This window comes from Neobacillus sp. BF23-41, from assembly GCF_041106275.1.
Window position 1 is genome coordinate 69,250 of record NZ_JBGBPR010000017.1, and the last position, 23,892, is coordinate 93,141.

Annotated in this window: 25 protein-coding genes; 24 read left to right on the plus strand and 1 reads right to left on the minus strand. The window is 38.0% G+C overall.

Annotated elements, in window-relative coordinates; translation table 11 throughout:
* The first annotated feature begins 995 nt into the window (after positions 1 to 995).
* Positions 996 to 1,319 carry a MurR/RpiR family transcriptional regulator gene (locus tag AB7942_RS21825; RefSeq protein ID WP_369448479.1) on the plus strand — a complete coding sequence of 108 codons (324 nt, stop codon included), beginning with the start codon at positions 996 to 998 and terminating at the stop codon, positions 1,317 to 1,319.
* A 132-nt stretch (positions 1,320 to 1,451) separates the two neighbouring features.
* Here AB7942_RS21825 and AB7942_RS21830 read toward each other — a convergent pair whose 3' ends face one another.
* Positions 1,452 to 2,654, minus strand: a complete 1,203-nt coding sequence (locus AB7942_RS21830; protein ID WP_369448480.1) for a macrolide family glycosyltransferase — start codon at positions 2,652 to 2,654, stop codon at positions 1,452 to 1,454.
* A 347-nt stretch (positions 2,655 to 3,001) separates the two neighbouring features.
* Here AB7942_RS21830 and AB7942_RS21835 point away from each other — a divergent pair, with 347 nt between their 5' ends.
* From AB7942_RS21835 to AB7942_RS21945, 23 genes are all read left to right on the plus strand, one after another.
* The gene (locus AB7942_RS21835) at positions 3,002 to 3,268 is read left to right on the plus strand and encodes a hypothetical protein (protein WP_369448481.1); all 267 of its coding nucleotides are present in this window, start codon (positions 3,002 to 3,004) and stop codon (positions 3,266 to 3,268) included.
* Entirely contained in the window at positions 3,259 to 3,504 is a 246-nt protein-coding gene (locus tag AB7942_RS21840; protein WP_369448482.1) for a DUF6241 domain-containing protein, read from the plus strand. The genes AB7942_RS21835 and AB7942_RS21840 overlap by 10 nt, the downstream gene beginning before the upstream one ends.
* Positions 3,505 to 3,658: 154 nt before the next feature.
* On the plus strand, positions 3,659 to 4,366 hold the full coding sequence (locus AB7942_RS21845) for an SH3 domain-containing protein (protein WP_369448483.1): 708 nt from the start codon (positions 3,659 to 3,661) through the stop codon (positions 4,364 to 4,366).
* A 764-nt stretch (positions 4,367 to 5,130) separates the two neighbouring features.
* On the plus strand, positions 5,131 to 5,427 hold the full coding sequence (locus AB7942_RS21850; RefSeq protein ID WP_369448484.1) for a WXG100 family type VII secretion target: 297 nt from the start codon (positions 5,131 to 5,133) through the stop codon (positions 5,425 to 5,427).
* Positions 5,428 to 5,650: 223 nt separating this feature from the next.
* Positions 5,651 to 8,989 (plus strand): type VII secretion protein EsaA, encoded by a 3,339-nt coding sequence (esaA, locus tag AB7942_RS21855; RefSeq protein ID WP_369448485.1) that lies wholly within the window; start codon positions 5,651 to 5,653, stop codon positions 8,987 to 8,989.
* Positions 8,964 to 9,476, plus strand: a complete 513-nt coding sequence (gene essA / locus AB7942_RS21860) for a type VII secretion protein EssA (RefSeq protein ID WP_098933787.1) — start codon at positions 8,964 to 8,966, stop codon at positions 9,474 to 9,476. The genes esaA and essA overlap by 26 nt, the downstream gene beginning before the upstream one ends.
* Positions 9,477 to 9,489: 13 nt before the next feature.
* Positions 9,490 to 9,741, plus strand: coding sequence for an EsaB/YukD family protein (locus tag AB7942_RS21865; RefSeq protein WP_088085120.1), 252 nt, complete (start codon positions 9,490 to 9,492; stop codon positions 9,739 to 9,741).
* 66 nt (positions 9,742 to 9,807) lie between these two features.
* Entirely contained in the window at positions 9,808 to 10,989 is a 1,182-nt protein-coding gene (gene essB / locus AB7942_RS21870) for a type VII secretion protein EssB (protein ID WP_369448486.1), read from the plus strand.
* Between the two features lie 11 nt (positions 10,990 to 11,000).
* On the plus strand, positions 11,001 to 15,539 hold the full coding sequence (gene essC / locus AB7942_RS21875) for a type VII secretion protein EssC (protein WP_369448487.1): 4,539 nt from the start codon (positions 11,001 to 11,003) through the stop codon (positions 15,537 to 15,539).
* Positions 15,532 to 15,936, plus strand: a complete 405-nt coding sequence (locus AB7942_RS21880) for a chorismate synthase (RefSeq protein ID WP_369448488.1) — start codon at positions 15,532 to 15,534, stop codon at positions 15,934 to 15,936. The genes essC and AB7942_RS21880 overlap by 8 nt, the downstream gene beginning before the upstream one ends.
* Complete coding sequence (locus tag AB7942_RS21885; RefSeq protein WP_098933783.1) at positions 15,923 to 16,222, plus strand: WXG100 family type VII secretion target; 300 nt, start codon at positions 15,923 to 15,925, stop codon at positions 16,220 to 16,222. Before AB7942_RS21880 ends, AB7942_RS21885 begins: the two co-directional genes overlap by 14 nt.
* Positions 16,219 to 16,929, plus strand: a complete 711-nt coding sequence (locus AB7942_RS21890) for a DUF5081 family protein (RefSeq protein ID WP_369448490.1) — start codon at positions 16,219 to 16,221, stop codon at positions 16,927 to 16,929. Before AB7942_RS21885 ends, AB7942_RS21890 begins: the two co-directional genes overlap by 4 nt.
* On the plus strand, positions 16,922 to 17,245 hold the full coding sequence (locus AB7942_RS21895) for a hypothetical protein (protein ID WP_369448491.1): 324 nt from the start codon (positions 16,922 to 16,924) through the stop codon (positions 17,243 to 17,245). Before AB7942_RS21890 ends, AB7942_RS21895 begins: the two co-directional genes overlap by 8 nt.
* Before the next feature lie 78 nt (positions 17,246 to 17,323).
* Positions 17,324 to 17,815, plus strand: coding sequence for an immunity protein YezG family protein (locus AB7942_RS21900; RefSeq protein WP_369448492.1), 492 nt, complete (start codon positions 17,324 to 17,326; stop codon positions 17,813 to 17,815).
* Between the two features lie 52 nt (positions 17,816 to 17,867).
* Complete coding sequence (locus AB7942_RS21905; protein ID WP_369448493.1) at positions 17,868 to 19,769, plus strand: TNT domain-containing protein; 1,902 nt, start codon at positions 17,868 to 17,870, stop codon at positions 19,767 to 19,769.
* A gap of 94 nt (positions 19,770 to 19,863) precedes the next feature.
* Positions 19,864 to 20,112 carry an Imm59 family immunity protein gene (locus AB7942_RS21910; RefSeq protein WP_369448494.1) on the plus strand — a complete coding sequence of 83 codons (249 nt, stop codon included), beginning with the start codon at positions 19,864 to 19,866 and terminating at the stop codon, positions 20,110 to 20,112.
* A gap of 31 nt (positions 20,113 to 20,143) precedes the next feature.
* On the plus strand, positions 20,144 to 20,392 hold the full coding sequence (locus AB7942_RS21915; RefSeq protein WP_369448495.1) for a hypothetical protein: 249 nt from the start codon (positions 20,144 to 20,146) through the stop codon (positions 20,390 to 20,392).
* A gap of 180 nt (positions 20,393 to 20,572) precedes the next feature.
* The gene (locus AB7942_RS21920) at positions 20,573 to 21,037 is read left to right on the plus strand and encodes a hypothetical protein (protein ID WP_369448496.1); all 465 of its coding nucleotides are present in this window, start codon (positions 20,573 to 20,575) and stop codon (positions 21,035 to 21,037) included.
* A gap of 52 nt (positions 21,038 to 21,089) precedes the next feature.
* Entirely contained in the window at positions 21,090 to 21,536 is a 447-nt protein-coding gene (locus AB7942_RS21925; RefSeq protein WP_369448497.1) for a hypothetical protein, read from the plus strand.
* Positions 21,537 to 21,735: 199 nt separating this feature from the next.
* On the plus strand, positions 21,736 to 21,990 hold the full coding sequence (locus tag AB7942_RS21930) for a hypothetical protein (RefSeq protein WP_369448498.1): 255 nt from the start codon (positions 21,736 to 21,738) through the stop codon (positions 21,988 to 21,990).
* 39 nt (positions 21,991 to 22,029) lie between these two features.
* Positions 22,030 to 22,302 carry a hypothetical protein gene (locus tag AB7942_RS21935; RefSeq protein WP_369448499.1) on the plus strand — a complete coding sequence of 91 codons (273 nt, stop codon included), beginning with the start codon at positions 22,030 to 22,032 and terminating at the stop codon, positions 22,300 to 22,302.
* Positions 22,303 to 22,327: 25 nt separating this feature from the next.
* The gene (locus AB7942_RS21940; protein WP_369448500.1) at positions 22,328 to 22,726 is read left to right on the plus strand and encodes a hypothetical protein; all 399 of its coding nucleotides are present in this window, start codon (positions 22,328 to 22,330) and stop codon (positions 22,724 to 22,726) included.
* Between the two features lie 223 nt (positions 22,727 to 22,949).
* Positions 22,950 to 23,891 carry an AAA family ATPase gene (locus AB7942_RS21945; protein ID WP_335398475.1) on the plus strand — a complete coding sequence of 314 codons (942 nt, stop codon included), beginning with the start codon at positions 22,950 to 22,952 and terminating at the stop codon, positions 23,889 to 23,891.
* Position 23,892: the final 1 nt, after the last annotated feature.

Sequence of the window (23,892 nt, forward strand, 5' to 3'; positions counted from 1 at the left end):
ATTCTGTGAAGCAGTCATGTAAATAATTTATATTAATAGCAAAAACCACTTCCTATAAAAATTAGGGAGTGTTTTTTTGGTTGTATAGGAAAATATAAAATAATTCATTGTTGATAACATTAAAATAGGTCTCTGAATCCAGCTCCAGCGCCCGGTGTACTTCGCTCTCTGTGTTTCCTTTATCTCTGTTGGAGCGCTCCAGTCCATACGCCGCTAAACGGGCGCTTGTGCCTTTTGTTTTGTCGGGCGGATTTCGACATTCTTTTCTTCATTTCCCGGGGAAAAGTCCTTTTGTTAAAAGGGTTTTTCCCGCAACTAATCAAACGTTTGGTTAGTAAGGAATGATCAGGAAACGTGTCGAAGCATGAGAGTTTACCTAAGGAAATCTAAATATCGACTTGTTTTTTATTTTTTATATAGGAAAAATAGAACTGCGTCGACAAAGATTTTTTTATTAAAAGGCTGAAACTCTTTACTTATATGGAGTCGTGGTTAACTAATCAAACGTTTGGTTAGTTTTTTGGAGTAGTGTAAATACAACAATCTCTTTTACAGATTTGGGAGTAAAAGGTTGAGAGGGAGGGCTATTCAGCCAATTTAATTAAATGTTTGATTAGTTTGCAGTTGGTCGAAGGGTGTATATTTAAAGGGAAATAAGGTGAATGGAAGGCTTAGCTGCCCAGTTATCGACAAATATTTTATACAATTACAGAGAAAAACGTTGATTTACCAAGGCTGATACCAGTTTTAATCAAACGTTTGGTTAGTTCCATATTTTGAGGGAACTGGTGCCTTATTGGAAGAAGTTTATGTATATATATAAATGGATTGATTGAAGTTAATGTTGATAATCTATTTCTCCTTGACTATTTTAAACAAGGATGCCAATGATGTTAATTTTAGACAATATCGATTCCATACCTGACCCCTTGGTGTATCACCTATGATAATTTGGTGATATTTTACATCGGTTTAGTCAATTTTATGACAGGATTTTGCAATTTGAAAAGGATGAAATTTTAGTGGTTTTTTCATTTGAACCATACACTAATCGAATTATCGAAGCCGTTAAGCTGGCTTATGAACTAGGCCATAGCATTATATTGATAACAGACCATATCTCATGCCCAATTATTTCATATGCGTCTGTAACGTTGAAAGTAGAAGTTAGTGAAGAACAATTTTCAGTAATACCTATTATTGCATTGTTAGATGCATTGGTAATTGAAATTGGTAAACGGTCATCAGAAGAGTCGATTAAAAAGTTGAAAAGACTTGAAAAAACACTTATAGAAAAGAATGTATTGTTTTCTTATTAAAACTTAAGTCCATATTATCATTTTCTAAAGTTAAGACTACTTCCTAAAGACTAGGAGGTAGTCTTTTTTTAGGAAGCCCCGTAACCACTAAAAAAAGCCACCAATAATGGCAGCAGAGAAATTTTTATATATTTAGATATCATATTGACTTTTAAATTCAAAAATCTCATCAACAGCTTGGTGATATCCACCCGATTTTTGAAAGGATTCCCTTATATTTGAAACAGCTTTATGGATAGATGGGTTGTTTAACACATGTTCTGCGGCTTCACGTAGTTGATTTGCAGTCAAGCCATGCATTTGTAATTTAATACCGGCTCCGATATTGGCAACTTGCCCGGCAATGATCGGTTGATCCGCGCTTTGTGGGATGACAATGAGCGGAACCCCGTAATAGAGACCTTCATGGGTACTGTTCATTCCACCATGTGTGATAAATAATTTAGTGTATTTCAGTACCTCAGTTTGTGGAACATAATTTTTTACAATAAAGTTTTTAGGGATCTCCCCTAAATCAGAAATTTGTACTTTTTCCCCAATCGACATGACAACCGTGTGATTGCTATTTCCAAATGCTTCGAAACAAAGCTTATAAAAATCAATGGCTTGGTTAAAGACAGTACCCAGTGAAATATAAATTGGTCTTTTTCCCTCGATTGCTGTAAGGTCAAAGTTTTCTTGAATTAATCGTGTAGAGATGGATGGACCTATAAATTTGTAAGTTTGGTCAAATGATTCTCCAAAAGGTTGAAACTCCCTAGTAGTGTAAACGATGGTAAGTGGGGCAGGATTACAAAAAACTTCGTAAGGAGAATGGATCTCGACATCATATTTTTCCTTCACCTTTGCCGTCAGGCCTAGATATTCATCGTTTATTTCTTTACCCACTTCTGTAGGAATGATTTTAGAAAGCTGTTCCAACATTTGATCGAATGATTCCTTTGTCTGAGCAAAGGAAGTACAAGAATTGATTGCCGGAAGTTTAAGGATTTGGGCAAGTATACGTCCACAACCAAACATGGAATCATGGATGATGTAATCAAAATGTTCTCCTGCAATCTGTTCAAGCACGCTAGGTATGACAATATCTGCCGTAAGTAAAAGACCGTTAATTCTTTCAAGTAAATAATTTCTTCCACCCGAGATAAAGGCTTTTAAAAATTTTTGATCGTCTAATGTTCGTACAATTGCTCCCGTTTCCTCAATTCGCTCTCGAAAAGCTTCTATCGTAAAGTAGACTACCTCTTCGCCACGCGAAATAAGCTCGTGCACAACTCCAATAGTTGGATTGATATGTCCTTCTGATCCGGCATTAATAAATAAAACACGTGCCATTTCTACCACTCCTTAGGTAATTCTAAATTGTGTAAGAGTAAGGGTCACTGTCCCTTACACTTGCCAACTCAAATAATGGAATTAAATTTATCATAGTACAATACTTGAAAATCTCAAACTTCTAATAACCCCCTAGAGACATTCCTTCTTCATACAGATAGGTAAGGGTTTGAAGTTATTGCTCCCTTTTCCCCTGAAGATGTTCGCCAAGCTTATTCGGTAATTGAGACTTTTTAAAAGGTTTTAAAGGAAAGTAAAGAGAAAATGTTGAATTATTATAGTTTAAGCCTATCTTGGAGGGACGGAGCAATGTTCCAGACCTTCACATTAGAGGAACAGGAGAAACTATGAAAAAAATACATAAAAAAATATGGATCCCAGTAGTACTCGCGGGGGTATTAATTGGGGGTTATTTATATCTTGATAAGGAAAATGTCACTGTTAGGGTGGGAACTGCTCCTAGTGGCGAAAAAGTGGTCCAAGTAAATGAACAAAATAATAAGGTTGATCGTGAATTTCCGTTTAGCATGAGTGAAAAATCTGTTCAGCAAGCCATACATAATATGTCACATCAAAAGGTATTAGCGAAAAAAAATGGGGTGCTTTGCCATTAACGCCTGAACGGGTTAAAAGATTATTACAAGTGGTGGAAGTAAATAAGAAAAAATATGGAAATGCTGATTTATATTTAAATATATTAAGATCTTGGGATAAAGGCAATTTTGATCATGTCGTTATTAACCACAATGCCATTTGGTCGCTGCAGGGTGGCACGGTTGGAAAGGCTAATGGCATAGCCTCACCTGAAGAGGAAATGGAATTTATACAGGAGAATTTCGATATTGAGTAGAAAAAAGCGTTCATTTGGAGCGCTTTTAATTTGATGTTTTCGAGATAGCATCAAAAAAGGGCTGATCTGTTCTTATTTTGTTTCGTATCGCTGGGCGATATATCTTGCAAATGAATCAATAAACCTTCATATTTAATAGAAAAGGAGGTCCGATATGCGACGTGATATACAATCGAATGAACGAGCTTTCTCATCCAAGGAAGTGGCAGAAGAAGTTGGGATTGCAACACCAACTGTTCGAAAGTATGGCCAAATCTTAGAACGGAATGGATATGAGTTTTTAAAAGATGGCGATCGGCGTATCTTTGTTCAATCTGATATCGGAGCGCTTATAGCGCTACGCGATACGGATAAGCCCCTAGACGATACAGCTAAAGACCTTGCGTATCAACAAAAGGAAAGATTAGTAGATTTCAATGAAACGGAAATTGCGGTACCCGATACATATGAAAATTTACCCCAAGACCCTAATCAATTAAAAGAGATTTTAAAGGTTTTAGTCAATGAACTTGCCGCCACGCGTGAAATGAATGTCCAACTGACAAACGATATGTCTCAGCTTAAACTAACGGTTTCCCGACTCCAGCAAGATCACCATGTTATAAGTTCCAGTATTGCTAATTCAGCGCAAAAAACTCATGCGAAAATTGAAAAATTAACGGAACAACAAAATAACCATTATGAATCTTTGCTGCAGCAAGAAATACAAAAAAGTGAATTTTTACAAAAAGAAATTCAAAATATGCGGGACGAACTGGAAAAAGAATGGCGTTCACAAAATGATTTTAATAAGCGTTTAGAAGAAGCGATACAAAAACCTAAGGAAAAATGGGAGAGGCTTTTCTCCATATTCCGAAAATAAGGTGCATGTTTTAGTTTTTTTTGCTTACCTGTATCGTATCGCCGGGCGATATAACGAATTAAATATGAGTTTTTAATAGAGGTTGTTGGTGTATCGTTCTTCAATCCGACATTAATGCGCTTATAGCGGTACGCGATACGGACATTCCTCCAAATTTCAACAAATTCCCGGGAAATATCTACAAATTCTGAGTATATAGCGACAAAATGCCACTATTTTCTTCTCTAAAAAACCACTTCCTAATAAAATTTAGGAGTGGTTTTTTAGTATTAAAATTTACTGCCAAGCCTTTGGCCTTTGGTTCCCACGAATCAATAAGGTTAATAGCGAGATGATTTAATAATGGTAATTATGAGAAGCCTCTTTTTTCATTTCTTCGTATCAACATAGCTACTTATCACATCGTCTTGTCAAGTAAAGTTTGTGTATTTAGAACTGTGCAAGGAACCCATTCTAACTCGGAAAAACAGGTAAATAGTGCTACGATTTTTAACATTTCCTTATATATAGTCAAAAAACCAACCCTTTGTCTTACTAAGAAAGAATCATATCCCCCTTATCCTCCGGCTGAAAATTCCCAGTTTCAATGGAAATTAGAAGGAAAGTACTAGACGAAATCCCACTCATTTCCAGAGGGGTTTGAATGTTCCCAGATCCTATGTTAAATAAATAGATAGGAATTTACTTCCAACGTAGTGTTATTGTCTGGAATTCGTGATTAATTAATTCCATGGCAAACTATAGGCAGAGGAGATGGAGAACAAGTGGCTGGACAAATTCGTATGACCCCAGCGGAGTTAAAAGCTAAAGCGACTCGCTATGGGCAAAGTTCACAACAAATTGAGCAAATTTTAAGGGACTTAACTAATTTACAAAATGAACTTCGTGGTGAATGGGAAGGCCGTGCCTTCCAAAGATTTGACGATCAGTTTAACCAGTTGAAGCCAAAAGTACAAAATTTTGCTCAATTAATGCAGGAAATTAATACACAATTGTACAAGACGGCAGATGCAGTTGCTCAACAAGATGAGCAATTATCGCAGAATTTTGGGCTTAATTAATTCATTTACCTGACAAATGAAAGATGAGCATTAGATAAGTGGAATGTCATTCGGGGCTATGATCCCAAAAAACCAAAAGCCACGCGACAATTGTTGTGTGGCTTTTATTCTTTGTTTGCAGCTAGCAGGCAACTAAAAAAGTCTCCCAACATATTAAAATGTTTTTATATAAAAATAGAAATCATTTCTTTATTACATACTAAAAATTTCAGGGGTTGAGTGGATGAAAAGGGTTGAGCGGGGTGTCTTGTTATTTCTAGTGCTGATCCTTGCGCTATCTTCAGGCATCTCTTATCTGGCATTGAATCAAGCTTCAAATAGCAAAGCCAACACAGATGAGCAGAAAATGACCGTAGCATTGGTTAATGAAGATCAAGGTGCAAGTTTTAATGATAAGAACTATGAATTCGGTGCTGAATTTATCAAGAATATTGAGAAAGATGATACACATGACTGGTATGTTGTCAGCCGTGGAGTGGCTGAAAGCGGCCTTGCGCGGAATGTCTACAACATGATGATTGTTATTCCGAATGATTTTACAGAAAAGGCATTATCAATTGATTCGAAATCACCAGAACAGGTGGTATTGAACTACAAAATTAATGCTTCTGATAACAGCAATATAAAAGCAAAAGCCGAGAAAACGGCGAGTGCTATCTTAGGAGATTTTAATCGCCAAATTATTGATGTCTATTTTGCTAGTGTCATTGGCAATTTACATGATGCTCAGGACAATATTGGTACATTGGTAAACAAGGAGCAAGTATATACGAACTTCTATAATCAATCGATCCATCGTCCCATGTCCGGTTACACCGCTCAGTTTGGAGCTGTTGAGAGTAACACAAAGATATCGAGAGAGAGCTTTACCGGCTTACAGGACCTATTAAAGGGGTTTGAAACTAGCCTGAGTGAGGATGTAACCGCAAGCCATACCTACCAATCCAGCTTAGTGGATTTTACAAAACTGAAAGTGGCAAATGGTCTTTTAACAAAGGGTTTCTCTGGCCAGCTTAACATGTTAGATCGTGAAATAAATCATGGCGATGTCATGCAGCAATTAGATTATTTAACGTCAGCTAATAAGGCTATCAATGACCAGTTCCACCAGAATGGTAATCAGTCGGCGACTATTTTAACCGAATCAGCCGCCCTTCAAGCGTACCTGAAGGACACGAAGGATAAAATGGATCAAATGAATGCAGAGCTGTCGGACAAATTGGCATCAGATATGGAGCAATTAATTGCCGATAAGCTTAAGAACGAAATAAAACATAGTTCAGGTCAAGAGCAAAATGTTTCCTTAAGTCATATGTTTGCTGCTCCAGATAAAAATGCACGGGATACATTACAAAAGCAAATTGATCTGCTGCCAACACTTGATAGTAATGATTTAGACGGCCTAGGCCTAAGTGATCAAACCATCACCCAGCTAAAAAATGTCATAGCTGTCACCAATAAATACAATCAAGAGTTTGGTTATACCCCTAATCGTGATGCAAATGGGATTCCTTTGTCTGAAAAAGTAAAACAAGTCAAAAGTGATTTGATGACAAAGGGGGTAACTCTGACAGATACCGTAAACCTGAAGAAAAATAAAAAGAATGGGCAGGAATTTGCTCTATCGATTCCAAATGAATTTGAGATTGAGAGAGTTTTATTATCATTACCAAATAGTCAAGAAATGGATTATACTGAGTCATTTCTTCCGTACCAAAAAATTAAACTGCCTTCAACAGATGAAGGACAATTCACTGTAAAAGTTGATGTGAAACTTCAAAACATGGATGCAATCCTTGATGTTTTCCAGCCGATTACATGGAGTTGGGAACTCGATCAGAAGGATATAACCGATGTAGATCATCCAGAACTGCCAGGAACGGAAGAGGGAACTTCAGCTGAAATTAAAAAGAAAACCGAGCCATCCGTATCGTCCTATGAAAGTAATCAGCCCATAACAGTTGAAGAAATGGGCAAAAGTCCGAATGATACGACGAACGAAAAGACGGTAGAAAATCAAGAATTGGCTCAACCAAGTGACAATGACAACAAAAGCATTATTGAGAAATTGGAAATCTTAAATAACCATATTACCCGCCAAGTGATGTCACCTCTTACCGGGGATTCGACAAGTGTTCTGATCAATGCTTCCAGCGATACCGTCAGTGATTTCCATAAGTTATTGACTCTGTATAATTTATACTTTGGCATTGGCATAGATCAATTTAATCGTCAGGACCTAGTAAATGATTTGAATCAAACCAATCTGACGGATATGGCAGATGGGGATTCACTATATTATTTATTTAATAAGCAAGACATTGTCGATGTGTTAGCATCTTATATTGCTGAACAAATAACAGAGGAAATACGGGAACAGACAGAAGATGTAAAAGGCAAAATAGATGAATATATGCTGCTGGTTGACAATGCCAATCAAGATGCGGCTCAAATGTCGGAGCGTATTAACGAAACAACAGTACAAGCGGAACTATTAAATACAAACCTTTCTGAGACGTTAAAAGATTTGGGAGCATGGCGCGAAGCAAGTCTCAATTTACAAACTGAACAAGCAAAAGTTTTGCTGAATGGAGACGAAGAACAACAGGCAGTTCTATCGATAGGAAATGAATTTAACTCGCTGCTTGCTGCAAGTCAATCCCTAGTGGACCAGTCGAAATCTAATTTAACTTCCGCTGATTCGGTTTATCAAACCTTCGATGCAATCGATCGTCAAGCGAAGGAAATTCAAGCCAGTGGAACGACTTTAGTACAACAAGCAGGGAACCTTTCGAGTAATTTAACAACTAAATTGGCAGAGGACCAAAACTTTGCTGACAATTTCGCCGGGGTGCTAGCCAATAGCCGCATAGGTGAGCGGCCAAATGAAGATTTGTTAAGCTTTCTTTCAAATCCGGTCCAAACCAAGAATGCTGGGGTTATCGCTGCAGGTGATACCTTTACACCTTACTTTGTTGTCTTGATCTGTTTTATTGTCGCCTTATTTACGGCCTATGTTCTCTCTAATCATGAGCGAAAACGTCTGCAAGAAGTCACATTTGCGGGAGAACAAACAATTGTTGGCAAGAATATACCGCTCACAATTATGACTGTGAGTATTGGTCTGGTTGAGGGGATCGTGATCGGACTGCTGTCAGCCTATTTACTGCAAATGAGTGAATGGAAATCCCTGCAATGGATCGGTTTAATCACGTTGATTATGGTCACATTGCTGATGGTGTCAGCTTATTTATTACGGCAGTTGAAAATGGCAGGTATGTTTATCCTTTTGGTGATTTTGAGCCTCTATTTATTCCTAACCGAGGCACTTGGACGTCACTTTGATCAATTTTCTGCCGCTGCTACATTAAGAGACTACTCACCGTTGCAATACATTGAGACGTTATTAATGAAGTTTGGAAGTGGAGCATCTGATACAAAGTGGATTATTTTTGGCTTAGCAGCCCTGATGGTTGTCAGCCTTGCCGGCCATTTGTTTGTCTTTAATCGTTCGGCTAAAAGCGAGGAGGTTAATCATGAAGGAATTAGTGAAGCTCTGTAGTGTTATCACTGTTTTTACAGGATTCCTTTTTATGTTTTCACTCCAGCCTTTGGCGGATGAAACCCTTGATCATAGCGGGAAAATTCGATTGCAAACGGACCGGGTTGGCCAAGATGCAGTTGAAAGAGAGAACTTAGAAACTCAAGACTATCAAGAAACGGAATTGGAAAAATTGGCGCCGAACCTTTTTAAGGAACAAACGCAGGCTGCCCTCAAAACGAAACAAATAGAAATGGAACAATCCACGTCAGATTTACAACAAGGGCTTTTTGTTTCGCCGAGTAAGCCCGATATTACCCTGAAACATACTGAAAAGGTACTGTTTTCGAGTAATTATACAGTTCAATATACTGCAGCTCCCTCCGAGAACGAGCCTGAGGATCAACAAGGTGGTATTTTGAACACAAAAACAATCACGACGTTCTTAGGGATGGTCGTGATTGGCTGCGGCGGGATCTATACTATGATGAGAAAAACGCTTGGGTAAAGGAGGGGCCACCATGCCTAGTCAAACACATGTTAACGTGACCGTTGATTTTAGCAGATGGGGCAAAGGGCAGTATGACGTAAGAATTCCTGCGCACCAACCGATTAATCAACTGCTGGTGAATTTGGCAGAAACCTTAAATCTTGATCTTACAATGGCACCTCTGTTTGCAGTAAAGCTTTCCAATAAAAATCTCTTATTAGCAGATGACGATCGGCTTATCGATTACCCGGTAACCAATGGAGACCTTTTACTAGTTTTATAAGTATATAGAAACAGGCACTAATCTTTCTGAAGATGGCGCCTGTTTCGCAGGAAGGAGTCAGAACTCATGAATGAAATAAGCATCCAATGGGAGTCAATCACATACAAGTTTCTCATTCTTAACAATAGCTGGCAGCTGAACTTGCCGAAATCACAAACACGAGTAAAAGATGTTCGCCAATTGGCTTTAATCAATAACGACTCAGACTTATTCGTACCCGCAATGGTTGAAGAAGGAGACAATATGTTTACCTTCTCTTTTGAAGTCGACCCAAGGGCTAACACATGGGAAGATGTACAAAAGCTAAACCGGAAAGATAAACTACGCCTGTTGTACAATCTAGCTCGATTCAAAAAAATCCTAACCACGCGCATGACCTTCTTCTTACATCCCAACAATCTGATTTTTGATGATAATCATTTACCATCTATCGTGTTTCGCGGTATCCGGGAGTTGATTCCCCCACATGAGCTGAACGAAGAAAAATTATTACTCCAATATAAATGTTTAATCGTCGCCTTATTTTCAAAAATGTATACCTTTGACGAGCTCTATTCTGGTTCATTGAAAAATGCCAAGGATACTCCATTTGAACGTCAAGTGGGTGAACTAGATGATTTCGATGCATTAATCAAGTTTTTGGAAGAACAGTACATTAAGGAAAAAATAGAGCTGGAAAAAACCATGGTACATGTACCTGCAAAACGATTTCGCCTGTTTAAACAATTAACTTTTACTATGATTGCTCTTGCCGTTATATTGGCCGTGCCGCTCGTCTATCTGAGTTTTGTAAAAACACCATTTCAGGAAGATCTCCTCGAAGCAGATCGTCATTTCTTATCCTTAGATTATGGGGACGTCATTAATGATTTAGAAGACCAAACACCTGAAGAATTACCAGATACTAGTAAGTATGTTCTTGCTTATTCTTTCATTAAAACTGAGAAGCTTTCGGAAGATCAGAAAGAGGTCATCTTGAAAAATATTAGTATAAAAAGTGATCCTAATTATTTGTTGTATTGGATTTACAATGGCCGGGGCGATTTTGCCAGAACGATCGACCTTGCCAAGTATATTGATGATCCTCAATTAATCATGTATGGACTAATCAAACAAATCGAACAGGCGAAAAATGACCCTGACTTAAGTGGGACAGAGCGTGAAAAGAAGGTTCAAAAATATCAAGAACAATATAATACATATGCTGATAAATATGGTCTGGACTCCATCCTAAACCAGCAGAACTGAGGGAGAGAAAGATGGCACAACGATTATTACTGCTGAGCTATAAAGATCATTTGCACAAATGCCATTTAAAGATAAATGAACCAAAAACAATAACAGTCGGAAATGATCGTTCCAACACGATTACCTTTCTCGATTTAAATCCAGGATTGTCCATTATGTGGGATGGAGCAGCATGCACAATCGGTAATCAGCAGCTGCAGGTTAACGAATGCCTTACATTAAACACTCATGACGAGCCGATCCAGGTTTATATCAAGGAAGAAGCGGAGCGGTGTGTATACGATACAACAGAAAACTATAGTATTACTTTTGGTGCTAATGATTACGATGATTTAAGAATCGAGAACGCTGCCCTCGATTTGGTGCTGATTCGCGAGCATTTGGGCGATCCTTTTAAACTTGAAATCTTTGAAGGTCAAATTTACCACAATTATGTTCGGACAACGGGTGTGGTGCTGCTAGAACCAGGAGACCAGCTTTTTTTTGACGGGATGATGATGAAGATTGGTCAGGAGGACCTTGAAATTCTAGGAGTCGACTCCATCATAACAACGAAATTAGTTCGTTTATTTGACGTTCACCATGATTTCGGCAGTCATTACCCTGATTATCATCGTTCACCAAGGATTATATACCGTGAGCCAGAGGAAAAACGGAAAATTGCTAAACCCTCTAATAAACCTGGAAAACCGAGTGAACAGCTGGCACGGGTGATTGTTCCGCCGCTTGTGATGATTGCAGCGATGATCATGGTCTCATTGTTTCTGTCGAATGGGTTTTATATCATCATTATGCTTGCTATGACAGTAACAACGGTCATTTTTTCAATCACATCCTATCTAAAAAGTCTGAAGCAATACCGCCTAGATATAAAAGAGCGGGATATAAGCTACCGCGAGTACTTGAAACAGAAAACACAGCAATTATATCAAGCTAGTGAAGAACAGCGGCATGCCCTCTATTATCACTTTCCAGATGTGGAGCAATTGCGTGTGATGGCAATGAAGGTTGATCCCCGAATTTATGAAAAAACCAGCTTGCATCATGACTTCCTTATGTATCGTGTTGGATTAGGGAGGGTTGATTCGAGCTTTGAGGTCGAATTCAATATCGAGGAGTTTACCCTTGATAAGGATGAACTGGTGGATGCAGCCCGCAATCTTCGGGCTCAGTATCTCACATTAGAAGATGTACCGGCAGCGACATCATTAATGAATGGACCTGTTGGGTACATTGGACAGCGTCCGCTTGTGCTGGAACAGTTACAAATGCTGGTGATGCAGGCTGCTTTATTTCACAGTTACCATGATGTTCAGTTTGTCACGATCTTTCCTGAAGCGGAAAAAGGGAAATGGGAATGGATGCGCTGGCTCCCGCATGCTAGTTTACGAGAACTAAACGTAAGGGGATTTGTTTATCACGAACGTTCTCGTGATCAGGTCCTTAACTCCCTTTATCAGATATTAAAAGGACGCAAGCTTGCTATCAATGAGAAGAGTAATAAAAGTGAAAAAATTCATTTCACTCCTCATTTTGTTGTGTTAATAACCGATGAAAAAATGATATTGGATCATTCCGTGATGGAATACTTTAATGAAGACCCGAGTGAATTAGGTGTTTCCCTTGTATTCGTACAAGATGTCATGCAGTCTCTTCCGGAACAAGTGAAAACGGTTATTGATATTCGTGATGCCACAACCGGAATGATGATCCTTGAGAAAGGTGAATTGGTCAATCGACGATTCACACCGGATCGATTTTCGGAAGGCTTTCATAAAGAAGATTTTTCACGGGCATTGGCATCGCTTAATCACCTGCAAAATTTAAAAAATTCGATTCCAGAAAGCGTGACCTTTCTCGAAATGTATGGTGTAGAGAAAGTGGAGGAGCTCGGTATTGATGGGCGATGGACACAAAATGAAACCTATAAAAGCCTGGCTGTTCCTCTGGGAATGCGTGGGAAAGAAGATCTTGTCCATTTGAACCTCCATGAAAAAGCACATGGACCACATGGTTTAGTGGCTGGGACGACTGGCTCTGGAAAATCAGAAATTATTCAGTCATATATTCTCTCGCTTGCAGTAAACTTTCATCCGCATGAAGCTTCTTTTCTGCTCATTGATTATAAAGGCGGAGGGATGGCAAATTTATTTAAAAATCTCCCGCATTTATTAGGAACGATTACAAATTTGGACGGTACGCAATCCATGCGGGCTCTTGCATCGATTAAAGCAGAATTACAAAAGCGCCAGCGGTTATTTGGCGAACATGATATCAACCACATCAATCAATATCAAAAACTGTATAAATCAGGTGAGGCTAGAGAGCCGATGCCTCATTTATTTTTAATATCAGATGAATTCGCCGAGCTCAAATCTGAGCAGCCCGAATTTATGAAGGAACTTGTTTCGACAGCCCGTATTGGACGTTCCCTTGGGATTCATTTGATTCTGGCTACACAAAAACCGAGTGGTGTGGTGGATGACCAAATATGGTCCAACTCTAAATTCAAGCTGGCACTCAAAGTTCAAAACGCCAGCGATTCGACAGAGATCTTGAAAACGCCGGATGCGGCGAATATCACACTTCCTGGTCGTGCCTATTTACAGGTCGGCAACAATGAAATTTATGAACTATTTCAAAGTGCCTGGAGCGGGGCTGATTATATTCCTGATAAAAACGAACAAGACTTATTGGACACAACGATTTACGCCATTAATGAACTTGGCCAATATGACATCCTCTCGCATGATTTAAGTGGACTATCAAATAAGAAAGACATTAAAAAAGTTCCAACAGAACTGGATGCGGTTGTTGATTATATTCAAGCCTATGCAACGGAAAAAAGGATTGCTGAACTTCAAAGACCATGGCTTCCGCCATTAGAGGAGCGGATTTTCCTTCCAGATTTAAATAAAGTGAACTATACAAAAGCTTGGGATCAAAAGAAGAGATCGTTAGAAGTGACATTCGGTTTTCTAGATCTGCCTGAAAGGCAAGCACAAAAACCACTGACATTGGACCTTACTAAAGATGGCCATCTTGCTGTGTTTGCGAGTCCTGGGTATGGGAAGTCTACCTTTTTACAAAGTGTAACCATGGATATCGCTCGACAGCACAGTCCGGAGAGAGTCCATTTCTATTTGATCGACCTCGGGACGAATGGTTTGCTGCCATTGCGGGAATTGCCGCATACAGCCGATACGATTATGGTAGATGAGGAAATCAAACTAGGAAAGCTTTTCCGCCGCCTGCAAAATGAGTTAAAAGAGCGAAAACAAAAATTAAGCAGGTATGGTGTGGCAAATATTCAAATGTATGAACAGGCGAGTGGGGAAGAAGTCCCCGTCATTGTATTACTCATCGATACATTTGATTCCATCGTCGATGCTTCCTATCGGGACGATTTTGAGAGAATAGCGGCACAGATTGCACGGGAAGGTGTCAGTACAGGAATCCATATGGTGATCAGTGCAGGGCGGCAAAGTGCCATGCGGGCACCGGTTCTGGCAAATATTAAGCATCAAATTTCGTTGTTTATGATTGATAGTATGGAGCCGCGGAATATTGTCGGAAGAACAGAGTTAACGATTGAAGAAGTTCCAGGACGCGGTTTAATTAAATTAGATCAGCCAACCTTGTTTCAAACGGCTCTTCCTGTCAAAGGAGAAGATACGCTAGCGATTATTAAACATATTCAAGAAGAGAGTCAAGCAATGCGGAATGCTTGGAAGGGCGAGCTGCCATTGCCAATCCCAATGGTTCCGGAAATCATTGACTTCACAGCTTTTATTGAGAAACCGGAAACCAAAGCCATTTTAACCAAAGGCGGCATACCGTTTGCGGTAGATTTTGAAAATGTCGAACCTGTCGAATTAAGTGTCGTTAAAGATCATACCACCTTACTTTTAAGTGATCGAATCGATGCAGTGGAACAAACTTATCTAACTCTAATCGCAAGTATCTCAGTTAATCATCACATCGATGTGGGGCTAATCGACAATGCTGCGTCAAGATTTAGAATGTATAAGGAAAATGTCAATCTTTATGCCGACCATGCCGGTTCAATGGAGGAGTTTATCGAGCAGCTTCAGCAATTATTTGAAACAAGGGAAGATGCCTTCCGTCAAGTTCAAATGGCCACCAATGGCCGTGCAACTAGGAATGATTTTCTGAAGGAGATCCGCCCAATGGTTGTCTTTATAACCGATGTGTCATTCGTGATCGAATCGATGTCCTTTACAGAACAATCGATTCTAGTAAAACTAATGGACACGGGAGCTCGCACAGGCATTCATTTTGTTGTCGGAGCTGTCCATGGCGCATTAGAAAGGCAATACGATGATATCGCGACCATGGTGAAGAAACAAAAGACCGGCATCTTGATTGGAAGAATTACGGAGCAGAACATACTTGAGGTCCTGAGTCGACCTTATAAAGAGCAAAACTTACTTCCTTATGAAGCCTACTATATTAAACAGGGTAAAGCAGAAAAGATTAAAATTGCTTTTCCTTACCTAAAAAGAGAGGAAGTGAATATCGGTGTTTAATTGGTTTAAAAGTGATTTTGAGAGAAAAAGAGATGAGTATTATGAGCTGTATGAAAAACTCAAGAGTGCCATTTCGGAACACGATCATAAGGTATCAGAAGCAAATGAAGCCTACAGTTCCTATCTAGGTGCTATTCCGAATCTATCTAATTCAAAAATACCTTCAAATGATTTCGAAACGAGCAGGGAAGAACTAACGGAAAAGTTAAAGCAGTGTTTTCAGGCAGATCAGGAAAAGCGGAGTTCCCTGGCTGCCGCGAAAAATAAGGCATATGAACGATATGTCCATTATAAAAATTTGGCCATTAAAGAGGCGGAAGCGGAAAGAGTAAGAAGAGAAAAGGAATTGAAAGAGCTACAGGAGAGATTGGAGCGATTGATCAGTGGGGAGCGTTAGAATTGACGGGGATAGAGTAAATGAAGCGAAGGCCGCAGCGAAGGCATTAGAGCAATCGATTGAACAAACCTATGAATCTTGTGAACAACTAATTTCTTACCTTCATTCAGCTGAATGGAGCGGGAAATCTAGAGATTCCTTTTTAAGTTATCTGGAAATCATTCAGAAATATCATCATGATCTGAAGTCCGCTGTCGCAAAACAAACAAAAGCGTTAAATAACCTGGATGGTTACGTAGATGATTTCCTTCAAGACGGCTCAGTGAGGGAAGTGAAGAATTTATGATCGAACAACCAACTGATACGTTTTCAGTGGCTGAATTATACCTATTAGCGGCAGCTTTTGGCGGAACTGTTCTTTTTGGCTTACCTGAGAAAGAAGTTTACCAATTACAAGGCGAAGAGGTTTTCAAAGAGGCACATGACCGGCTGATTGAGAAGAAAATCATCACACCGGAGGGAAAGATAACAAAATCTGGGGCACTAGTCATCCGAACCATTGAATTTTATCATCAAAGTCAGAAATACGTTCGTATCAATAATCTTCTCTTTGCCTTCCGTAAACGTGAAAGAGAGGAGGTCATTGTGCTGGTGGAGTTGGATAAACAAGGGTCCTATCAGTTACGTATCTCCTCTAAAGCATTACTTCTAAAAATGTTAAGTCAACATTTTCCAGTGATTGTAAGAGAACCGGTTGAAATGGAAAAAGCGTTCTTAAAAAAAGAATTATCCAATCAAGAAAGACGTGAGACTGAGAGTTTTGAGCCGGAAGAGATGTTTATGAATCTAGAATTCTTCCATCTTAAGGAGGAACATAAAGATCAATATAATTGGCACTATTATCAGCAGTGGCTGATTTTTACGAAACATGAAAAGTTAATCATGGTTGATACTGTAAATAAAAAATATTACCATGCTAGTCAATATTGGTTTTTGAAGGTCCTATTTGATGAAATGGATTTCCCTTATAAGGAGGCGAAGTCATATGCTTAAAGCTGATGGGGGGAATTCTAGCTTAATTAATATTAATCCTGATGAAATAACCACGATATATCAATTTTTACAAGGCATTATTACAGAATTAGAGACCAACGCTGCTCCCAATATTGAAAAGTTGGGAAACCTCGACTATTACCAAGAAGGTAAAGCCAAAAAAGCGATGGAGGTATATGCGGAAGCTAACCAGAAAGTAATGGATTTACACGACAATTATTCCCGTGCTGCTGCATTGATAATAGATATCCTTAACACGATGATCCAAACAGACCAAGCGATTGCTGAACAAATCATTGCCAAATTGGGGGTATGATTTGTTGATGATAGAATACGAGATTGATGGGGATTACCCAGTGATTCGTGAGATTGCCAATAAATCAGGAGGTTGACAATGATGAGCTATGAACAAAAATTAAATAAATTATATCAACAAATAGCTCAACAGATTAATGATATGATTCCGGTTGAATGGAGTAATTTTTATTTTAATGGAGAAGTGAAGGGGAAAGAAGGAGGAGTTTTTTTCTTTTTCACACCAAAAGCAGATAATGAAAAAGCTGTTTTTTCACATTTTATCCCCAAATTTTATGGTGTAGATAAGAGACTCTATAATACTGCACTTCATGAATTATTTGAACTAACCCATGCACTTCAAAAGGTATTTATTGATAATGACCAAGAACCATGGTTTTCAGTCACAATGATAGTAAATGAATCCGGTAAATTAAATGTGAAGTTTGATTATACCAACTGGACTAATAGTGATTTCGGTCCTTCTGCAAGAATTAAATACTTTGAGTATAAATATATAAATCAAGATAATAACGTGCAAGACTTAGAAATATTAGCGAGAATGAAAGAATATGAGAAAACAAACAAATAGCTAGATAAAATACCTTTCCTACTAAAACTAGAACTAAAAAAGGGGTTTTTGTATGGATGTAAAATATATCCCGTCAGACTGGGAAAAGATGAAAGACGGCATTGGTGACTTAATCGGCCTGGGCCGCTGGGGAAAAGGGATGATTGATACTCTGAAAGATCTAAGTGATAATTTAGAGGATGCTGAGTCTGATATCGCGAACTATGATAGTGATGGGGTCATAACATTTCATCACACCAGTCAAAAAAGCAAGTACCAAGGATTATTTGAAGACTTCGAGATTTTACACAACTTTACCGGGAAGGTCGGAGAGATTGTTGACCGCACAATTGATCAGCCGTTCTATGAAGATATGGATGAGTTTGTTCAAACAATGCGGGATTTAACGATATCCAACTATACGACGACTAATCGAGTCGGGGCGACAGAGACTCAGTATGTCTATGCGGGTTACGGTCCCGCACAATCATTGGTTGTACCTAAAACTGAAGTAAGTTTGGATGACTTGTTTAGTGGAGATACTTACTACTCAAGTCAAATGAAGCTTGAATACGATGCCTGGAAAGAACTTAATGGAGACCAGGATTTCTCGCAAGAAGAATATCAACAAGCTGCGCTAAATACGCGGGCCTTTGAGTATGAATCCATTCGGGACCAACAAGAAGATAAGGAATTTTGGGTACAAATAGGGGCGTTAGTGGTTATTGTTGGGGCGACTCTCATTTGTCCTCCGGCGGGTCTAGCCTTAGGGGCAGCCTATGGTGCGATGGAATTGAGTTCCGCTGTTTCCGGCAAGGACTGGGTGTCAGGCAGGGAGCTTGGGACATCGGAAAGATGGTTCCGCGGACTATTGGCCCCATTGGATATTGTTCCCGGTGTCAGCGGGTTAACGAAATTCTCAAGCACGGTACGTCTCGCCCATCTTGGAGAGAATATCGGAGGAATAGGATTGCGGTCAGGAGTTAAAGGGAGTTTCCATCAAGAAATCAATCATGTTGATAACATGGTTAAAACCGCTGGTCAGCAATCGGTCACACGTTTGAAGGGTGCGTCAGCGGCAATAATAGATACAACCAATGTGATGAAAAATAAACTGGCAAAAGATACAGTGGAAGCAGGGAGATTAGTAGACTCTGCTATTACACAGGTGAAAAACATTACCCCGCCGCGGAGAATGGGCTTGGCAATGGAGAGTGCAAGTGATTTTGGAAAAGTTCAAATCACTGCAGGGAATTCCAATGCGGTGGAGAACAGGCTTAAAGATGTGCTTAGTAAGATTGATGGGGTTAATATTGGTAAGGGTAGTCCAAAGAAAGGAATTAAAACTGTTGATACCTTATTAACAGAAACTAGGTGTTCTCATGAAGATTTATATAAATATTTAAAGAATAATGATAGTTACTCTAAAACAAACTATGCCGAAGTATATTTAAAAACTGGAGAATGGCCGGAAGATATACAGATACCAAAGAATCCGCGAGTTTTAAATGAGGACGGTTCAATCAATTGGTCTGAGGTTCCAAATGGAGGTTATGTACTTGATGCCGATGGGAATGCAATTAAAGAAGTATATGTACCCAAACCTGCTGAAATCCTTGATAGATATGGACCGGCAAATGGCAGATACACTTCACCTGTGCTAGAAGGTAAACCATTCAATTATGACCAAAGATCATTACCATATTTGGAAGATCTCTCAAAATATCATCAATATGAAGTAACGGGTGATTTTTCAAAGCTAGAGGACTATGTTTCTAAGTGTAAAAATCCTCAACTGAAATTAAAAATAGAAGCTCAGGTATTAAGATATTATAATGGGGATTACAGTAAAGTAGTTACACATCAAGGGGGAATTGCAGAAGGTTTTGGGTCGTCAGGTGGAGGAATACAAAATGAACTCCCATTACCTGTAGGTTGGTTAGAAGAGTTGGGACTGTTAAAGGAAGTTAAGTGACTAATAATTTAAGGTATCCATTTTTCAGGTAATGGCTAATAATTTATAAACTATAATTTTACTAACCTTAAAGTTATCCTAAGGAGGATATAATATGACGAATGAAGAAGCAAAGAAAATTATAAAAAATGAAGGGCTAAAACGTTTTAATTGGTATAATGAACATCCCTTAAAAGAAAATGAAGTGGGGATAAGTATGGGTAATAATAACAATTGGGAAGTATATGTAACTGATGAGAGAGCTAGTGTTGTACAAGGCTCCATAACTGTATTTGATAATGAAAGTGATGCGCTTGACAATTTTATTAAAAGATTGAGAACGGAAAAAATATTATTTCAGTAAATTTAATATTCCTGTTTTATAGGGGCTAAAAATGACAAATGAAGAATACGAAAAAAGAGTTGAAAAAGGAAACATAAATTTAAATGAATTGAAAATTGTTATAGGTATGGTTTCAAATGTACCTTTTACAACAGGATGCTTTAAAGAAGGATGTCTTTGGAAAATATATATGGTGGGCGAACGACAAGATTTGGATATCGTTCAACAAGGAACAGAAGAAGAAATATTTGATGTAATGTATAGTATTACAGAAAGTAGAAGGAAACTGAGTAGCATTTAAAAAAATTTTAAGAAGCTATGGTTTTTCGTAATAGTTTAGCGAGAATCAAGATAAGTTATTTCCAGGATTCAAAGTCAAATGTGCTTTGAATCCTTTTTATAATTCTAACTAGATAATTTAGAGAATCTAAGAAAAAGAGTATTTTTTAATAACAATTAAGAACTGAGATGGTATCGTATCGTGAATAGGGAAGTTGCTGTATATAAAAATAAAAAATATAAAGCTTGTATTAATAGAGTTGCAGGGCAAATAAGAAAAATTGAATTATTTTCACACCGAAAAAAAATAGACTTTAAAGCGATAAAGTCGGCATATACTAAAGATTTATATGTAAGAGAAGTAAATAAGGAAGATGTAACAGAGTTATTTCGTGAGTATTTTATGGCCCAATATAAAAATTATGAATTCTTTGTTGTTGGTCATTTCAAGGATAGTAAAGAGATAGAAATTGTTACAGTCGATCCTAATATAGGAAGAGAATGTAATCTGGACTATCAAGATAGAGATCTTTTTACGAAAAGACTTGGCCCGAATGATGATTATCAACTTATTTATGTTAAAGAGAATTATTTGAGGAAAACAACTACTAGAAAAGAAGTGACATTGGAGGAGTCATACGTAATAGATAACGAGAAGTATGAATAAGTGGATTTGAATGAAGGGATGAATCGAGAAAAGCTCAGAAGGTTGGACAAATATGAATAGAGGAGTTGCTATTATTAAAAATAAAAAATATAAAGCTTTTATAAGAGGTGGAATTATGCTTAAGTCTGGTGACTATGAAATAATTAATAATTTCGAATATGAAATATACGATAATGGTGATGACACTTTTAATTTAGTAACAAATGATCCTCAATCTATTAAAGAAGGATTTGGTAAGGATAATTTTTCCAATATATTTTTTAAGATTATTAATGTAAAAGATCTTAAGAACGCTTTTAATGTTAAAACGTATGGAAAATATAAGAATGTAGAGATAAATGTGCATAAGGAAAATGAAAATCAATTTCTGGTTGGTACTTCCGATTCTAAAATAGCTAATACCTTAGGTTTAGATAGAACTGATAAATATTATTATAAAAAATGGGTGCCAAAAGAAGATGTACAGTTATTTGAAGTCAGAAAGCCACTCATATTTTAACCCAGTAGTGGTATGTGAAGGGAATTAAAATCATGTTGATAATTTTGGAAGAGGAAGAATGAATTTTTTTATAAATTTAGAAACTGCAGAGCTTAAAAAAGGTAATTTAGCGTATTAAAAAATCCATTACGGAAGTTAAGAGACAAAATAATTAAGGAATCCTGAATTAAGGGAATGGCTTCTGGAGAGTGAAGTAATTATGACAAAAAATGAATTTTTAAATAAGATTTCAAATGAAAATACTAATATTGGTGCATATCAGATTGAAACGGATGGTATTACAGAAGCCTCCTTTGTCCTAGGATGTTATTATGACGGTGAGGACAGAATTTGGAAAGTATATGAAACCGATGAGAGAGGCTTTAAATCGATTATTTTTAAAGCAGCAGATGAAAATACAGCTTTTGATGAACTATATAAACTAGTAGGCATACATGAAAGATTAAATAAATAACTCTTTTATGTGTTAGCGAGAGAAGGTCTAATTAAAACTATGAATAAAAATGAATTAAATCTATTGCTAATAAACTCAAATATACCAAAGGATGTATATAGCTTAAAAGGAGGACTTCCAAATGAAGCATTGTGCCTCAATAACGAAGATGGTAAGTGGGAAGTATATTATAGCGAGCGGGGAGTAATATCACAATTGAAAAAATTTAATTCTGAAGAAGAGGCATGTAAATACTTTTACAAAGAAATTTTGGAAATGTTGGACTATCAAGATAGAGATGAATGTAATATTGAAGTCAGGAATATATGGTAAATACAGAGGGATGATGAACAAGATAATGGATAAATTAATGGCAGGAACACTAGAGGTTGGTGGGATTACTATCAAAAGCCTGACTACTTTGGATATTTTTAGAAATAAAAATTTGAATATTAAGATTAGAGAAGGAAATCCCACTAGCTTTGTGTATTTTTTATCTCCACAATCTATATATTCAGAATCATTTCTTATCCAACTAGTATTTGCTGATGAAAGAATAAGTAAAGTTATCCTTAGAGCTTATTCGGAAATTGAAGAAGACGGTATGACTATCGCTAAAAGACATAGAAAATGGTTAATTACATTATTGGGTGAACAATTGGGAATTAAAAATCAAATAGAATTTGATTGGGGTGTAATTAACCCATGGGTGGACATGCGGAGAAGTCAAGCAGAGATTCATTTAACATATTTCTAAACCAGCATTCAAGGATTCAAAGTCTACTCTTTTTATAGGAGTAGGCTTCTTTTATTCATTCTTCCCTAAACATTCCCCAATCTACCATTCTCTAATATTTACCTAGTTTTGTATATTGTGAATCTATTAATAAAGGAATATTTTAGGAGTATATAGAATACTTAGATGAATGCCCAAATAGATAGTAACCATCCTAGGAGGTGTCACCTTGTCTCTTGAACAAATGAATCCCGTGATCGAAAAAATACTAGTAAACATTGAAAAGGTTATGATTGGAAAAAGGGACGTTGCCGAACTTAGTCTGGTTGCCCTGTTAGCTGGCGGCCACGTCTTGTTAGAAGACGTACCGGGTGTCGGGAAAACAATGATGGTCCGTGCCCTGGCAAAGTCTGTGAATGCCAACTTCCGCAGAATTCAATTCACACCCGATTTATTGCCATCCGATGTAACCGGAGTCTCCATATATAATCCAAAAGAAATGGAATTTCAATTTCGTCCCGGTCCGTTAATGGGGAACATCATTCTTGCCGATGAAATTAACCGGACATCCCCGAAGACACAGTCGGCACTCTTAGAAGGGATGGAGGAAGCGAGTGTAACGATTGATGGAATAACCCATCAACTGAACAAGCCATTTTTCGTTATGGCAACGCAAAACCCCATCGAATATGAAGGGACATACCCGCTTCCTGAGGCACAACTTGACCGTTTTTTATTAAAAATGAGAATGGGTTACCCGGACTTACAAGAGGAAATGGAAGTGTTGAACCGAGCACAAAGGGTTCCGCCGATTGAGGATTTAACGCCAGTGATTGACCTTGAAGGCCTCCGCGATTTACAAAAAGAAATTAAAGATGTCTTCGTCGATGATACGATTAAGCGTTACATTGTCGACATTGTCAATCGCACAAGAGGCCACGGCAGCGTCTACCTTGGGGCAAGCCCAAGGGGTTCAATTGCCTTAATGAAAGCAGCGCAGGCCTATGCGTATATGTTTGGACGTGATTATGTCCTGCCTGATGACATTCAATATTTGGCCCGTTTTGTCTTATCCCATCGGATCATTTTAAAATCAGAGGCAAAGTTTGAAGGGATTACTGCTGAAGAAATAGTCAACCGGGTGGTTGCAAGAGTTCCTGTACCGGTCCAAAGGTTAGTGAAATAGA